Annotated in this window: 16 protein-coding genes; 8 read left to right on the top strand and 8 right to left on the bottom strand. The window is 73.7% G+C overall.

From position 1 onward, the window contains the following. Nucleotides 1-89: 89 nt before the first annotated feature. On the bottom strand, nt 90-326 hold the full coding sequence (locus tag CCN29_RS16395) for a DUF3263 domain-containing protein (RefSeq protein WP_006133876.1): 237 nt from the start codon (nt 324-326) through the stop codon (nt 90-92). A gap of 17 nt (nt 327-343) precedes the next feature. Continuing rightward, on the bottom strand, nt 344-1576 hold the full coding sequence (locus CCN29_RS16390) for an extracellular solute-binding protein (RefSeq protein WP_006133877.1): 1233 nt from the start codon (nt 1574-1576) through the stop codon (nt 344-346). 151 nt (nt 1577-1727) lie between these two features. On the opposite strand from CCN29_RS16390, the gene CCN29_RS16385 reads away from it, so the two are divergent. The 3 genes from CCN29_RS16385 (at nt 1728) to CCN29_RS16375 (ending at nt 4885) form a co-directional block, all read left to right on the top strand. Then, on the top strand, nt 1728-2672 hold the full coding sequence (locus CCN29_RS16385; RefSeq protein WP_086682714.1) for an ROK family protein: 945 nt from the start codon (nt 1728-1730) through the stop codon (nt 2670-2672). Next, entirely contained in the window at nt 2672-3838 is a 1167-nt protein-coding gene (nagA, locus tag CCN29_RS16380) for an N-acetylglucosamine-6-phosphate deacetylase (RefSeq protein WP_086682711.1), read from the top strand. Before CCN29_RS16385 ends, nagA begins: the two co-directional genes overlap by 1 nt. Before the next feature lie 117 nt (nt 3839-3955). Then, nucleotides 3956-4885 (top strand): 1-phosphofructokinase family hexose kinase, encoded by a 930-nt coding sequence (locus tag CCN29_RS16375; protein ID WP_031020232.1) that lies wholly within the window; start codon nt 3956-3958, stop codon nt 4883-4885. 25 nt (nt 4886-4910) lie between these two features. On the opposite strand, the gene CCN29_RS16370 is transcribed toward CCN29_RS16375, so the two are convergent. Further along, nucleotides 4911-5828 (bottom strand): carbohydrate-binding protein, encoded by a 918-nt coding sequence (locus tag CCN29_RS16370; protein ID WP_086682708.1) that lies wholly within the window; start codon nt 5826-5828, stop codon nt 4911-4913. Between the two features lie 114 nt (nt 5829-5942). Next, nucleotides 5943-7631, bottom strand: coding sequence for a diguanylate cyclase CdgB (gene cdgB, locus CCN29_RS16365; protein WP_006133882.1), 1689 nt, complete (start codon nt 7629-7631; stop codon nt 5943-5945). 315 nt (nt 7632-7946) lie between these two features. Here cdgB and CCN29_RS16360 point away from each other — a divergent pair, with 315 nt between their 5' ends. After that, on the top strand, nt 7947-8531 hold the full coding sequence (locus CCN29_RS16360) for a flavin reductase family protein (RefSeq protein ID WP_031020230.1): 585 nt from the start codon (nt 7947-7949) through the stop codon (nt 8529-8531). 185 nt (nt 8532-8716) lie between these two features. Here CCN29_RS16360 and arfB read toward each other — a convergent pair whose 3' ends face one another. Continuing rightward, a complete protein-coding gene (gene arfB / locus CCN29_RS16355; RefSeq protein WP_373297245.1) occupies nt 8717-9142 on the bottom strand; it encodes an alternative ribosome rescue aminoacyl-tRNA hydrolase ArfB in 426 nt (141 codons plus the stop codon). A 160-nt stretch (nt 9143-9302) separates the two neighbouring features. On the opposite strand from arfB, the gene CCN29_RS16350 reads away from it, so the two are divergent. Then, the gene (locus CCN29_RS16350; RefSeq protein WP_006133885.1) at nt 9303-9878 is read left to right on the top strand and encodes a TerD family protein; all 576 of its coding nucleotides are present in this window, start codon (nt 9303-9305) and stop codon (nt 9876-9878) included. 99 nt (nt 9879-9977) lie between these two features. After that, nucleotides 9978-10520 (top strand): GNAT family N-acetyltransferase, encoded by a 543-nt coding sequence (locus CCN29_RS16345; RefSeq protein WP_031064091.1) that lies wholly within the window; start codon nt 9978-9980, stop codon nt 10518-10520. Here the strand turns inward: CCN29_RS16345 and CCN29_RS16340 are convergent. Continuing rightward, nucleotides 10517-11926: a M1 family metallopeptidase gene (locus CCN29_RS16340; RefSeq protein WP_086682702.1), complete on the bottom strand. Its 1410-nt coding sequence runs from the start codon at nt 11924-11926 to the stop codon at nt 10517-10519. The two genes, CCN29_RS16345 and CCN29_RS16340, sit on opposite strands and share 4 nt — an antisense overlap. 50 nt (nt 11927-11976) lie before the next feature. Here CCN29_RS16340 and CCN29_RS16335 point away from each other — a divergent pair, with 50 nt between their 5' ends. Then, the gene (locus tag CCN29_RS16335; RefSeq protein WP_006133888.1) at nt 11977-12477 is read left to right on the top strand and encodes a hypothetical protein; all 501 of its coding nucleotides are present in this window, start codon (nt 11977-11979) and stop codon (nt 12475-12477) included. 39 nt (nt 12478-12516) lie between these two features. Here CCN29_RS16335 and CCN29_RS16330 read toward each other — a convergent pair whose 3' ends face one another. Then, on the bottom strand, nt 12517-13350 hold the full coding sequence (locus CCN29_RS16330) for a tetratricopeptide repeat protein (protein ID WP_086682699.1): 834 nt from the start codon (nt 13348-13350) through the stop codon (nt 12517-12519). 57 nt (nt 13351-13407) lie between these two features. Next, the gene (locus CCN29_RS16325; protein WP_442538390.1) at nt 13408-14085 is read right to left on the bottom strand and encodes a pentapeptide repeat-containing protein; all 678 of its coding nucleotides are present in this window, start codon (nt 14083-14085) and stop codon (nt 13408-13410) included. A gap of 152 nt (nt 14086-14237) precedes the next feature. On the opposite strand from CCN29_RS16325, the gene CCN29_RS16320 reads away from it, so the two are divergent. Next, nucleotides 14238-15314, top strand: a 1077-nt coding sequence (locus tag CCN29_RS16320; protein ID WP_086682694.1) for an NAD(P)-binding protein, incomplete at its 3' end; no start/stop codon positions are given.

Raw genomic sequence — 15314 nt, 5'->3', positions numbered from 1 at the left:
CCTTCCCGTCCCGTCCCTGGGGCTGCGCCCCAGACCCCCCATCGGCCCTGGCCGCCTCGTCCTCAAACGCCGGACGGGCTCCAGGAGCCTCACCGCTCCGCGCGCCGCGCCTCCCGTACCCGCCGCAGGCGGTTGACCGTCACGGGGTCGTGGGCCAGCGCCCGCGGATCATCCAGCAGCGCGTTCAGCAGCTGGTAGTACCGCACGGGCGCCAGCCCCAGTTCCTCCCGGATCACCCGCTCCTTCACCCCCGGCGACACGGCCCCCCGCCGCTCCAGCGCGAGCACGTCCCGCTCGAGACGTCCCAGTTCCTCACCGTCACCCATGCCGGGCAGGCTAGCCGCTACTCCGCGCTCTCCGCCCGTACGGCCGCCGCCTGGAGCTCGCCCAGGACGCCCGCGGGGCTGCCGCCCGGCTCCACGGCCCGGCCGATCCTCTGCTTGATCGCCGCGTTCACCGCCGCCCACGACGTCTTGCCCACCGGGTACAGCTCCGACAGCGGCAACTGGTCCAGGAACGGCTTGAGTTCCTTGTCCTGGCCCGAAGCCGCCATCGCCCGCGACGCGGAGTTGGTGACGGGCAGCAGGTCGTACTCGCGGGAGAAGCCGAGCACGTTCTCCTCGCTGTAGACGAAGTCGAGGAAGTCGCCGATCTCGTCGCGGTGGCCGTTCTTCTCGAAGGCCATCATCCAGTCGGCCACGCCGAGCGTGGACGTGGTCTCGCCCTCGGCGCCGGGGATCGGCACCATGCCGAACTTCACGCCCTTCTTGCGCGCCATGTCCATCAGCGAGGGGTGCCCGTTGAGCATGCCGACGTCCCCGGCGGCGAACGCCTCGAACGCCTTGGCGCGGTCGAGCTTGCCGGGTGCGACGGGCCCGGTGAGGCCCTTGCCGACCAGTTCGTCCCGCAGCCAGCTGAAGGTCTCGATGTTCTCCGTGGAGTCGATGCCGTAGGTGCCGCCGATGTCGGTGTAGCCGCCGTCGCCGCTGAGCAGCCACTGGAGGGTCTCGGCCTGCGCCTCCTCGGGGCCGAGGGGCAGCGCGTACGGGTACTTCACGCCGCGCGCCTTGAGCTCCTCGGCGCACTCGACGAGTTCGTCCCAGGTGGTGGGCGGGGTGAGCCCGGCGTCGGCGAACAGGGACTTGTTGTAGAACAGCAGCCGCGTGGACGCCGCGAACGGCATGCCGTACTGCACGCTGTTGACCTCGCCCGCGTCGGAGAGCTGCGAGAGGAAGTCCGCCTGGACGGGGATGGAGAGCAGGTCGCCGGCCCGGTAGAGCAGGCCCTTGGCGGCGTAGTCGGCGTACGCGCCGATCTGCGCCATGTCCGGCGGGCTGCCGGCGTCGACCATCTCCTTGACCTTGCGGTCGACGTCGTTCCACGAGTACACGCTGACCTCGACGTCCACGTCGGGGTGGTCCGCCTCGTACCGCTCGACCAGGTCGGCCCAGTACTTCTTGCTGCTGTCGGCCGCGCCGTTGCCGTAGTCGGCGGCGACCAGCGTGAGGGTCACGTCGGAGGAAGCGCCGCCGGCCCCGCATCCGCCGAGGACCGCTGCCAGTCCCAGCGCGGACATCGTCGCGATCGTCCTTGTCCTGACCCGCCGTCGCACGTGCTCTCCCCTGATCCGGCGCCCAGCGCCGTCCGTCAAACCGATTATCGGATTAAGGTCTACACCACGTGAGTGGACTAGACCTCTCGCGGGTCGGCGGGCCACACTGTTCCCCGTGAGACATGTCATCGCCCTCGACGTGGGCGGCACCGGGATGAAGGCCGCCCTGGTCGGGGCGGACGGCGAGCTGCTCCACCGGGCCCGCCGCCCCACCGGCCGCGAGCGCGGCCCGGACGCGGTGGTCGAGAACATCCTCGACTTCGCCGCGGAGCTCCGCGCCCACGGCGTCCGCGCCCACGGCGAGGCGGCCTCGGCCGCCGGCGTCGCCGTCCCCGGCATCGTCGACGAGGCGGAGGGCGTCGCCGCCTACGCCGCCAACCTCGGCTGGCGGGACGTCCCGCTGCGCGCCCTGCTCGCCGAGCGGCTCGGCGGCGTCCCCGTGGCCCTCGGCCACGACGTGCGCACCGGCGGACTCGCCGAGGGCCGCGTCGGCGCCGGGCGCGGCGCCGACCGCTTCCTGTTCGTCCCGCTCGGCACCGGCATCGCGGGCGCCATCGGCATCGCCGGCCGGGTCGAGTCCGGCGCGCACGGCTTCGCGGGCGAGATCGGCCACGTCGTCGTACGGCCCGGCGGCACGGAGTGCCCCTGCGGGCAGCGCGGCTGCCTGGAGCGGTACGCGTCCGCGTCGGCCGTGAGCCGGGCGTGGGCCGAGGTGAGCGGTGACCCGGACGCGGACGCGGCGGACTGCGCCGCGGCCGTCGTCTCGGGCGACGAGCGGGCCGTGCGGGTGTGGCGGGACGCGGTGGACGCGCTCGCCGACGGGCTGGTCACCGCGCTCACCCTGCTGGACCCGCGCACGCTGATCATCGGTGGCGGGCTCGCCGAGGCGGGGGAAACCTTGTTCACACCGCTGCGGGAGGCCGTCCGGCGGCGGGTCACCTTCCAGAAGCTGCCGTCCCTGGTCCCCGCGGCCCTCGGGGACACCGCAGGATGCCTGGGCGCGGGCCTGCTCGCCTGGGATCTGATCGAGACCACCGACCTCGCGGAGGTAACCACCTGATGGCCCCCACCAAGGTTCTCACCGGTGCCCGGGTGGTCCTGCCCACCGGGACCGTGGACGGCGCGAGCGTGACCGTCGAGGGCACGCGCATCGCGGCCACGGCGCCCGGCGCGTCCCCGTCCCCCTCCCCCGAGGGCGGCACGGTCGATCTGACGGGCCACTGGGTGGTCCCCGGCTTCGTCGACATCCACAACCACGGCGGCGGCGGGGTGTCCTTCGCCGGCGGCACCGCCGAGGACGTCCTCCAGGGCGTCCGCACCCACCTGCACCACGGCACGACCACCGTGGTCGCCTCCGCCGTCACCGGCGACCTGGACTTCCTCGCCCGGCACGCGGGGATGCTGGCGGAGCTGGCCCAGCAGGGCGACATCGCCGGCATCCACTTCGAGGGGCCGTTCATCTCCCCCTGCCGCAAGGGCGCGCACGACGAGACCCTGCTGCGCGACCCCGACCCGGCGGAGGTCCGCAAGCTGATCGACGCGGCCCACGGCCACGCCCGCATGATGACGCTCGCCACCGAACTCCCCGGCGGCCTGGACTCCGTACGGCTGCTCGTCGAGCACGGCGTGATCGCCGCCGTCGGCCACACCGACGCCACCTACGAGCAGACGGTCGCCGCCGTCGACGCGGGCGCGCGGGTCGCCACCCACCTGTTCAACGCGATGCCGCCGCTCGGCCACCGCGCCCCCGGCCCGATCGCCGCGCTGCTGGAGGACGAGCGGGTCACCGTCGAGCTGATCAACGACGGCACCCATCTGCACCCGGCCGCGCTGCAGTTCGCCTTCCACCACGCGGGCCGTGACCGGGTCGCCTTCATCACCGACGCGATGGACGCGGCAGGCTTCGGCGACGGCCGCTACATGCTCGGCCCGCTGGAGGTCGAGGTCGCCGACGGCGTGGCCCGGCTGGTGGAGGGCGGTTCGATCGCCGGCTCCACGCTCACCCTGGACCGCGCGTTCAAGCGGGCGGTGACGGTGGACGGGCTGCCCGTCGAGGACGTCGTCGCGGCGGTCTCCGCCAACCCGGCGCGGCTGCTCGGCCTGGACGACCGCATCGGCTCGCTGGAGCCCGGCAAGGACGCCGACCTGGTCGTCCTGGACGGCGCCTTCGAGCTGGTCGGCGTGATGCGCAAGGGGGAATGGGCGGTCGCTCCCCAACTGGCCTGATCCGTCCCCGGGATCGGCCGTCGGCGGCCGGTCCCGGGGGTGGGCCGACCGCCTTCCTTTTGGCATGATCGTGACCCCGGGGCCACGGAAGGCAGGCAAGAGGGGGAGGTCGGCCCGGTGATTCTCACGGTCACACTGAACACCGCTCTCGACATCACCTATCGCGTCCCCTCACTGCGGGCGGGAGCCTCCCACCGGGTCTCCGAGGTGCTGGAACGCCCCGGCGGCAAGGGCGTCAACGTGGCCCGGGTGCTGGCCGCGCTCGGCCACGAGGTGACCGTCACGGGCTTCTCGGGCGGCCCCACAGGACGCGTCCTGCGCGACCGCCTCACCGAAGTGCCGCGCCTCACCGACGCATTGGTCCCGGCCTCCGGCGCCACCCGCCGCACGGTGACCCTCCTGGACGACCGCACCGGCGCCACGACCCATCTGAACGAACCCGGCCCGGACATCACCCACGCCGAGTGGTCCGCCTTCCAGGAGGTCTACGAGGACCTGCTCGCGTCCGCCTCCGCGGTGGCCCTGTGCGGCAGCCTGCCCCCGGGCGTCCCGGTCGGCGCGTACGCGAACCTCGTCCGCACGGCCCGCGCGGCCCGGGTGCCGGTGCTGCTCGACACGAGCGGTGCGGCGCTGCGCCGCGGCGTGGCGGGCCGGCCGGACTTCCTGAAGCCCAACACGGAGGAGCTGGCCGAACTCACCGGCTCCCACGAGCCGTTGCGCGCCACGCAGGACGCCCGCCGCCGGGGCGCCGGCACGGTGGTCGCGTCCCTGGGCGCGGACGGCCTGCTCGCGGTGACCCCGGAGGGCCGCTGGCGCGCGACCCCGCCGGCCCCGCTGACCGGCAACCCCACGGGCGCGGGCGACGCGGCCGTCGCGGGCCTGCTGTCCGCCCTGGTGGAACACCGCCCCTGGCCGGAGCGCCTGATCCGCGCCACAGCCCTCTCGGCCGCCACGGTCCTCTCCCCGGTCGCCGGGGAGTTCGACACGGCGGTCTACGAACAGCTCCTGGCCACGGTCACCGTCACGGGAGAGGCCACGGCGGCCTGAGGGGCGTGCTCCCCTCCTACGGCTTCTACGGCTCCGCGAGCCAGAACTGGTCAAGGACGGCGTTGCACTTGTTGCCCTCGGCGCAGGTCAGCTCGATGGTGTTGGTGCCGTCGTTGAGGTTCACGTTGGCCCAGGTCTCCTTCCAGCCCTTCTCCCAGTCGCCCTTGGGAGTGTTGCCGAAGTTCTTCATGTTCAGCGGGCGGCTCTCGGGCTTGCCGTTGACCACGATGGTCGCGTCGGCGTCCTCGCCCGGGATGCCGTACTGGACGTAGAAGCGGTAGCTGCCGGCCTTCACACCGTCGACGGTCCAGGTGACCTTCGCGCCGACCTGGTTGAAGCCGGTGACGTAGACGCCACCGTCGGCCTTCGCGCCCTTGAACTCCGAGGCGAGGGTCGCGCCGCCGTCCAGGCGGAGGGCCTTCGCGTCGATGGTGGGGAGCTTCACCTCGTCCTCGTCCTTGTCCTCCTCGGAGGACGACGGGCTCGGCTCGCCGCTGTCCTGGGTGGCGGTCGGCGTGGCTCCCGCCTCGTTGCCGCCCTTGTCGTCGTCGTCACCGCTGATCATGGCGATGCCGATGCCGATCACGACCGCCGCGACCACGGCGATCGCGCCGATGAGCAGCCCCTTGGTGTTGGGGCCGCCGCCGCGTCCGCCGCGGGAGGGCTGGGGGGTGCGCGCGGTGGGCGCGCCCCCGGGCAGCGTCTCGGGGGCGGCGTAGTGCGCGCTGGGCTGGCCGAAGGCGCCCTGCTGGGGCGGTACCTGCGGGGCGGGCCCCTGCTGGCCGTACTGGCGGGAACCGACCGGCCGCACCCGGTTCACCGAGTTCGGGTAGCCGTAACCCCCGGACGGCGGCTGGGCTCCGTTGGCCTGCCCGTCGGCGTACAGGTAGCCGAACGGGTCGTCGTCCTCGGGCGTGCTCGCGCCGTTGTTGCCGGGCGTCATCCCCTGTGCTCCTAGCTGCGGATCGGGTACGTACGTGTGCGGAGATGCCGAGCCTACCCGGTTCCCTTGACCCGAAAGGGTGACCCGGACCGCATCAACTCGCTGACCTGGGCGTCATCCGGCGCGTCTGTGCTGTTTGGGACGAGATCGTTTCTCCACGTACATCCGCTCGTCGGCTGACTTCAGCACTTCGTCGGCCGTCATGCCGCAGTGGGCCCACCCGATGCCGAAGCTGGCGCCGACCCGCACGGCCCGTCCCTCGGCCCGGATGGGCTGGATGATCTCGTTGCGCAGCCGCACGGCGAGGTCCTGCGCGTCGGCCCGGCCGAGCCCGTCGGCGAGGATGACGAATTCGTCACCTCCGAGCCGGGCCACGGTGTCGCCGTCGCGCACGCCGTTGCTGAGCCGCCGGGCGACCTCGATGAGGACCGCGTCGCCCGCGTTGTGCCCGAACCGGTCGTTGATCGACTTGAAGCCGTCGAGGTCGCAGAAGAGCACCGCGAGCCCCTTGGCGCCGTCGTCGGCGCCCGCGGCGGGCGCGATCGTGTGCACATGGTGGTCGAAGCCGTCGTACGCGTCGCTGCCGGGCGGGAAGTCGAAGTCGTGGCCGCGGTCGAAGGCGGGCGGGCCGAAGGCGGCGTCGTGGGAGTCGAAGGACTCGTAGGGCTCCATGGAGTCCACGGCCGCCGGCAGGGCGTGCTGCGGCTGCTGGCTGCACAGCCGGGCGGAGAGCCGGGAGCGCAGCTCGGCGGAGTTCGGCAGGCCGGTGAGCGAGTCGTGGGAGGCGCGGTGGGCGAGCTGGAGCTCGCGGCGCTTGCGCTCCTCGATGTCCTCGACGTGGGTGAGCAGGAAGCGCGGCCCGTCGGCGGCGTCGGCGACGACCGAGTTGCGCAGGGAGACCCACACGTAGGTGCCGTCGCGGCGGCACAGCCGCAGCTCCGCCCGGCCGCCCTCGGCGGAGGTGCGCAGCAGGGTGCCTATGTCCTCGGGGTGGACCAGGTCGGAGAAGGAGTAGCGGCGCATCGCGGAGGCGGGCCGGCCGAGCAGCCGGCACAGGGCGTCGTTGGTGCGCAGGATCCTGCCGTGCTGGTCGCCGCCCATCTCGGCGATGGCCATGCCGGAGGGCGCGTACTCGAAGGCCTGCCGGAAGCTCTCCTCGCTGGCCCGCAGCGCCTGCTGCTCGCGCTCCAGGCGGACCAGGGCGCGCTGCATGTTGGAGCGCAGCCGGGCGTTGCTGATCGCGATGGCGGCCTGGAAGGCGTACATCTGGAGGGCCTCGCGGCCCCAGGCGCCGGGCCGGCGGCCGTTGCGCGGGCGGTCGACGGAGAGCACGCCGATCAGTTCGCCGGAGGTGCCGCCGCCCTGCGGTCCGGGCGCGTACATCGGGGCGAAGAGCCGGTCGGAGGGGTGCCACTCGTCCTCGAAGCGGGGAGCGGGCCCGTCGGTGTACCACTGCGGGACGTCGTCGTCGTCGAGGACCCAGCCCTCGGTGTGCGGTATGAACACCAGGTCGCCCCAGCGCTCGCCCATGGCGAGCCGGCGGTCCCAGGAGTCACGGGAGCCGACCCGGCCGGTGATGAGCGCCTCGGCCGCCGCGTTCCCGGAGAGGGCGGCGACCACGAGATCGCCGTCGGGGCGTACGAGATTGACGCAGGCCAGCTCGTACCCGAGGGCGCCCACGACGCCGTCGGCGACCGTCTGCAACGTGTCCGCCAGACTGCGCGCCGTGTTCATGTCGGCCATGGCCCGGTGGAGTTGCCGCAGGGATGCCAGACGGACGTAGGGTTCCGACTCGGTCTCCATCCTCGCCCTCCCCCCGAGACCTCGCAGCGCATCAAGGGTCATCATCGGCGTATCGTCGCACCAGCTTCCCCGCCACTGAATCACAGCGCGCTGCTCACCCGGTACACAGGGTCAACAATTATTGCCCCTTGTGACTCAAGTCACAGCTAAACGTGAACAATTGCATGGTCCGGATGCGGTTTCCCGGCCCTTTTCCGCGACGCGGATTGTGTGGCGATTGTGCATGAAACGTGCCCGGATCGGCCGCTGGTCCTAGGTCCCGGCTCGGGCCACGGTCCGATGCGGTGCCCGTGAGGCGGAGATTAGCGTTTCGGTGTGCTGAACACTCCCGCCGCCCCGGCCTCGATCACCGTTCCGCCCGCCGCCCGGCATGCTGAGGGGGTGAGCAACGACGAGTTCCGTGCCGTCATGTCCCGTCTGGCCGCCGGTGTGGTCCTGGTGACCGCCGTGGAGCCGCCGCTGGACCCGGACGACCCCGGGGCGCCGGCCGGCGAGGACGTCGGCATGACCGCGACCGCGTTCCTGTCGGTCTCCCTGGACCCGCCGTTGGTGCTGGTCAGCCTGCGCACCGGGTCCCGCATGGACGAGCTGCTCGAGGAGCAGCCGCTGTGGGCGGTGTCGGTGCTGTCCGAGAGCCAGCGGCACATCGCGGGCCGCTTCTCGATGAAGGGCCGGCTCAGCGACCGTTTGCTGTTCGCGGACATTCCCTTCCGGCGCGGCGAGTACACCGGGGCGCCTCTGGTGGGTGGCGCGCTGGCGACCCTGGAATGCCGCACGGAACAACGCGTGGAGTCCGGCGACCACACCCTCGTCATCGGCCGCGTCATGACGGCCGCCGTACCGAGCGCGGAAGGCGGCCCGCTCACCTATTTCCGCGGCCGCTACCGCCAGTTGGGCTGAGCGCCCGCACATTCCCTTCACGGGCGCGCGTGGTCGTCAACGTCAACGAGGAGCACGCAGGAAATCATGAAGGGGCGCGAGGAACTGCGCGTCCAACGCCCACCGGCCCACACCCCCTGGGGGCGCGGGGAACTGCGCGGACGACCTCCACCCACCCGCAGGTGACCACAAGGGGCACCCGCCCCTTACCAGTCCCGCGCGGAGCGCCCCCGCTTGGTCTCCGACCGCCGCTTCTTCTCTCGCAGCCGCCGCTCGTTGATCCCCCGCGGCACCCGCGTAGGCCTCCGCGGCTTCGGCGGAGGCGCCGTCGCCTCCGCCAGCAGCGCCGCCAGCCGCACCGCCGCCGCCTCCCGGTTCCGCCACTGCGACCGGTGCTCGGACGCCCGTACGGTGAGCACCCCGTCGGTCAGCCGCCCCGCGAGCCGCTCCAGCGCCCGCCGCTTCCACACCTCGGGCAGCGACTCGGTCCCGGCGAGGTCGAACCGCAGCTCGACCTGGGTGTCGCTGGTGTTGACGTGCTGCCCGCCCGGCCCGGACGACCGCGAGAAGCGCCACATGAGCTCGGCCTCGGGCAGGGAGACGGAGCCGCGTACGACAAGGGGACCGGACATGACATACAGGTTCCCGCGCCCGCACCGCCCACGTCACCCGAATATCCGCATCCGGGTAAAGAAAGTAAAGCGACCTGGAACCTGGCGGACCCCTCTCGGCGTTCAAGGTGGTAGCTGTAGCTTCGTAGCCTTACGCAAACGAGGGAAGGGACTCCCAACAATGGCTGTAAGCCTGTCCAAGGGTGGCAACGTCTCGCTCACCAAGGAGGCTCCGGGCCTGACCGCCGTCACCGTGGGCCTCGGCTGGGACGTCCGCACCACCACCGGCACGGACTTCGACCTCGACGCGTCGGCGATCGCGGTCAACACGCAGGGCAAGGTCTACTCGGACGCCCACTTCGTGTTCTTCAACAACAAGCAGACCCCCGACAACACCATCGTCCACACCGGCGACAACCGCACCGGTGCGGGCGAGGGCGACGACGAGGCGATCAACGTCAACCTGGCGGCCCTCCCGGCCGACATCGACAAGATCGTCTTCCCGGTCTCGATCTACGACGCCGAGAACCGCAGCCAGAACTTCGGCCAGGTGCGCAACGCGTACATCCGCATCGTCAACCAGGCCGGCGGCGCCGAGATCGCCCGCTACGACCTGTCGGAGGACGCCGCCACCGAGACCGCGATGGTCTTCGGCGAGCTGTACCGCAACGGCGCGGAGTGGAAGTTCCGCGCGGTCGGCCAGGGTTACGCCTCGGGCCTCGTGGGCATCGCCCAGGACTTCGGCGTGAACGTCTGACGGACGCACCGCGACCGACCCCGACGGAGCCCCCGCCCGCGTCTCGCCGGGCGGGGGCTCCGCCGCGCCCGCGCCGCGACCCCGCGCTAGGTTGCCCCCGTGTTCCTCGCCCCGCTGCGCCTCTCCCCGGACGGCGACCTCCCCGGCCCCGTGCTGACCGAGGTCACCGCCCTGTACGCCTCCAACCACGCCTTCCACGCCCTCAGCGGCGACTTCCCGGACCCGTACGACGTCCGGCCCGAGCAGGTCGCGGCCGAGCTCGCCCGGGAGCTGGCCGACCCGCACACGGAGGTGCTGCTCGCCCGCGAGAAGGGCGCCCTCGTCGGCATCGCCGTCACGCTCGCCGTGCACCCCGACCCCGCCGACCCGGACCCGTGGATCGGCCTGCTGATGGTGGACGCGAGCCTGCACGGCCAGGGCCACGGCCGCCGCCTCGCCGGGCTCGTCGAGGACCGCCTGCGCGCCGCCGGCCGCACCGCCGTGCGGCTCGCCGTGCTGGAGGACAACGCCCGGGGCCTCGCCTTCTGGACCGCCCTCGGCTACACGGAGACCGCCCGCCGCCGCGACCTGGACCTCGGCCGCCCCTGCCGGGTCCTGCGCAAGCCCCTCACCGAGCCCGAGCAGACCCCGGACCCCGCCTAGGACCCGTCCGGCCGTCCCTTCCCGTGCAGCCACTCCTCCCAGACCCGGGAGAAGTCCTTCCCCGGCACCGTCCGCTCGACGTACGCGGTGAAGTCGTCCGTGTCCGCGTTCCCGTGCCGGTGCTCCGCCGCCCAGCCGCGCAGCAGCCGGCCGAAGGCCTCGTCGCCGGCCGTCCTGCGGACCATGTGGAGGACCATCGCGCCGCGCCAGTACACGGGCGTGGCGGAGATGTGCGCCGCGTCCGGCGGGTCGGCGGGCGGGAAGGACCACAGCGCCGCGTTGGTACCCGCGTCCGGGAAGTACGAGCCGGCGTACAAGCGGTCGAAGGTGCGCTGCGCGCTGTCGCCGCCGTGGTCCTCCTCGTACAGCCACTGCGCGTACGTGGCGAACCCCTCGTTGAGCCACATGTCCCGCCAGGTCCGCGGGGTGACGGAGTCGCCGTACCACTGGTGGGCGATCTCGTGCACCAGCAGGGCCGTGTCGGGGGCGCCCGCGAAGACGGGCCGGTTCTGCGTCTCCAGGGCGTACCCGGCGTCCCCGGGGCGCTCGACGACGGCCCCAGCGGAGGAGAAGGGGTACGGCCCGAACCGCCGCTCCGCCCACTCCACGACGTCGGGAAGCAGCCGCACGGCCGCGCGGCTCGCGGCCCGCTGTCGCGGGTCGACGGCGGTGAACAGCGGCAGCCCGCCGGCGGTCTCGCCGCGGTGGACGTCGTACCGGCCGATCGCGACCGTCGCGAGGTAGCTCGCCATCGGCTCGGCCGTGTGCCAGCGGTACGTGGTGCGGCCGTCCTTCCTCTCCTCGCCGGCCGGTTCGCCGTTGGAGACCGCCCGCAGCCCCTCGGGCACGGTGACGGAGAGGGTGTAGGACGCCTTGTCGGAGGGGTGGTGGTTGCCCGGGAACCAGGCCATGGAGCCCACCGGCTGGCCCAGCGCCAGCGCCCCGTCCGCGGTGCGCAGCCAGCCCTCCTCGGAGCCGTCGGGGTCGGTGACCGTCTCCGGGCGCCCCGAGTAGCGGACGACGACCTGGAAGCGCGCGTCCCGGTCGAGGGCGCGACGCGGCCGGACGGTCAGCTCCTGGCCGTCGCGGCCGAAGCGGGCGCCGGCGCCGTCGACGGAGACGGCGTCCACGTCGAGGCCCTGGAGGTCGAGGTTCAGGGCGGTGAGGTCCTCGGTGGCGCGGGCGTCGACCGTCGCGGTGCCGGTGAGGCGGCGGTCGGCGGGGTCGTAGGCGAGGGCGAGGTCGTAGTGGGTGACGTCGTAGCCGCCGTTGCCCGCCTTCGGGAAGTACGGGTCGCCCACGCCGTCGTCGCCGGCGCCCTCGGCCCTGGAGCCGGGCCCGCACGCGGCGAGCACCACCGCGAGCAGGGCGGCGGCTCCGCGGCTCAGGGGGCGGGGGGTGCGCACGCCGGGATCCTATGGCGGCGGGGGCGCCGGACCGTGACACCATCACCCACGTGCTCGACATCGGTTACGCCCTCTCCAACCGCTTCCCCGACCCCCCGCAGACCGACTACCGCCGCGCGGACGTCCACGCCCTGCGGCACGACCTGTTCTGCGGCGACGTCTACCTGGCCGACACCAAGGCGGACCGGGAGATCTCCACGGCCTGGGGATGGGTGCCGGTGCTCGACTTCGCCTGGGCGCTGTGCGACATCGTGGAGCGCGTCGACCGGGACCCGGCGGGCTCGCGCGCCTCACGGCCGCAGCACGCGGAGCTGGACTTCACCGAGTCCACCGACCGGCTGCTGTTCGAGCGGCGCTTCGGCTGGGTGGACATCGAGGCGGAGTGGCTGCCGGCCGCCGAGCCGCCGCTGACCTTCTCGCACACCGAACTGCGCCGCGAGGCCCGCGACTTCCTGCACGACCTGCTGGCCGACCTGATCGACCTGCACGACGACCTCGGCGAGAACCCGGCGATCTGGACCCTCCAGGCCCGCTTCCCCCGCGTGAGCTGACGGCCCCGGTTCCGGGCGCGGCGCGTCGACGCCGTCCGGTCAGGCGGCGTCGATGCGTCCGATCAGTTCCCGGGCCTCCGCGGTGCGGCTGTGGTCCGGGCCGAGGACGGCCCGACAGGCGTCGTGACCGGCCGTCGCCCGGATCCGCGCCTCGTCACGGCGGCCCAGGCCGAACAGCGCCGTGGCCACGGCCAGATCGACGGCGCCGGCTTCCTGGTGCCGCTGCGGCGCGGCGGAAGCGCGGTGCGCCATCTCGATCGGCTTCAGTTCGGCGAGCGCCTCCGCATGGCGGGACTGGCCGTTGAGACTGCGGGCCAGGTTGAGCCGCAGGACCAGGACGAACCGCTCCGGCAGGCCCCGGACGTTCGCCAGTGCCTCGCGTGCGAGCGCCTCCGCCTCCGCGTGGCGTCCCAGCGCGCTGAGGGCGAACACCCGGCCGTTGCGGGCGGCCAGCGCCACTGTCCGCGCTTCCGGCTCGCGGCTGCCGGCCGCGGCCGACGCGACGGCCGCGCACTCCGCCTCGCACTCGGCGTGCCGGCCGAGCGAGGTCAGCGCCTGGGCGCGGTCGGAGCGCGCCTTCAGCGTCAGAAGCCGGCCGCCCCCGTAGATCCTGGTGAAGCGCGGCAGCGCCTCGTCGTAGAGGGCGACGGCCTCGGCATGACGCCCCTGCGCGCCGACCGCGAGCGCGGCGACGCCGAGCGCCAGGGGCAGCCATGCGTCGTCGCGTCGCCGGGCGCGGGACGCGGCCACGTCCCGGGCCTCCCGCTCCGCGTCGGCGTAGCGCCCGGCGGCGTGCAGGGCGGCTGCCTGAGCCAGCGGGGAGGTGGGCGACGACACCATGTCGAGACGGCCGCGCGGCCGGAAGATCCCCATGCGCGGAGCATACGGATATCGCGCGCCTGTTCGACACCGTTCCGTGCGGACACCCCTTCACCCCTCCACGACGATCCCCAGCTCCGCCGCCAGCGACGGCGCCAGGTCCAGCAGCTGGGACGGGCTGATCACCGCACCGGACAGGCGGTCCACCCCGCGCGCGATCTCCAGCGAGGCCGCCCGCCGCAGGTCCACGTTCTTCAGCACCGCGCCCGACAGGTCCACGCCTTTCAGCGTGCAGTCGACGAACTCGACGCGCTCCAGGCGGGCCCCGCCGAAGTCCGGCTCCACCAGCACGCAGCCCTCGAAGACGACGTCCTTGAGCGCGGCCGCGCGCAGGTTCAGGAAGTCGATCTTCCCGCCCCGGACCCGCACCCGCTCCAGCGCCGCCCCGTGCAACTGGGTCCCGCCGAGGCGCGCGTCGGTCAGCTCGACGTCCCGCAGGGTCGCCCCCGCCAGATCCGTGCCCACACCCCGCACCCCGTCGAGCACCGAGTCCAGCAGCCGCGCCCTCGGCAGCCGCGTCTCGTCCAGCGCGCACCCCCGCAGCGCGCAGTCCATGAAGCGGGCCCCCGCGCCGTCCTGCCCGGTGAGGTCCGCGCCGGCGAACTCCCGCCCGTCGTAGTCGCCGTCCGGCTCCAGACCGCCTCCCTCGTACCGCTCCAGGGGCGGCAGCCGCAGCTCCGGCCGCCGCGCCGCCCGCACACCCGGTCTCCCCGTCGCTCCACGCACCATGCGCCCATGCTGCACCCCGCCACCGACAACCCGCCCCGGCCTGCGGAAACACCCCGCGTGTCACATCCCGGCGCGGCCCCGCGTCCTGGTTGTGTGCCGCCGGACACCACCTCCGGCGCCCGACCGAGCCCGACCGAGGGAGAAGCCCAGTCATGCACCGCATCACCGTCGTCGGCGGCGGATTCGCCGGACTCACCGCGGCCGTCTCCGCCGCCGAGGCGGGCGCCAAGGTCACCCTGTACGAGGCCCACCACACCCTGGGCGGCCGCGCCCGCACCGCCGACACCCCCTACCGCACCAACGAGGGCCCGCACGCCCTCTACAACGGCGGACCGCACTGGACCTGGCTGCGCGAACGGGGCCTGCTCGGCCCGCTCGCCCCGCTGCCGCTGCGGGAGGCGGCCCGGCTCCGGCTGCGCCACCGGGGCGCCCTGCGCCGCACCCCGCCGCCCGCGATGCTCAAGCTGCTGCGCCCCGGCCTGCGGGCGCCCGTGGACACCGACTTCCGCACCTGGGCCACCTCGGCCGCCGGCGCGGAGGGCGCCCGGGCCGCCGCGCACTTCTCGGCCGTCGCGCTGTTCCACCACGACCCCGGCTCCCTGTCCGCCGCGTTCGTGCACGAGCGGCTGCGCCGGGCCACGAAGCTGCCGCCGGAGGCCCACTACCCGCGGGGCGGCTGGGGCGCGCTGATCGACCGGATGGCCGCCCACGCCTGGAACCTGGGCGTACGGGTCGAGACCCTGTCCCGCGTCGACACCCTGCCCACCGGCGCCCCCGTGGTCGTCGCCACCTCCCTGGAGGCCGCCCGCCGCCTCCTCGGCGACTCCTCGCTGACCTGGCCGAGCGGCCGGACCGTCCTGGTCGACCTGGCGCTGCGCACCCGGCGCGGCGACCCGTTCGTCGTGTCCGACCTGGATGCGCCCGGCTGGCTGGAGCGGTTCACCGCGCAGGACCACACCCTCGCCCCGGCCGGCGAGGAGCTGATCCAGGGTCAGATCCCGGTCGCTCCGGGCGCGTCGAAGGCCGAGGGCGCCGCCCGCGCGGACGAGCTGCTGGACCTGGGCTTCCCCGGCTGGCGGGAGCGGCTCACCTGGCGGCGCGAGGCGCTGGCGGACGGCCGTACCGGGGCCGTCGACCCGCCCGGCGCCACCTGGCGCGACCGGCCCGCCGTGGACCGCGGCGACGGGGTGTACCTGGCCGGGGACCGGGTCGCCGCGCCGGGCGTGCTG

Source organism: Streptomyces pseudogriseolus, assembly GCA_002154585.1.
GTDB lineage: Bacteria > Actinomycetota > Actinomycetes > Streptomycetales > Streptomycetaceae > Streptomyces > Streptomyces pseudogriseolus.
Note: the sequence above shows the minus strand (reverse complement) of the source record. Positions and strands in the feature narration are given on the sequence as shown.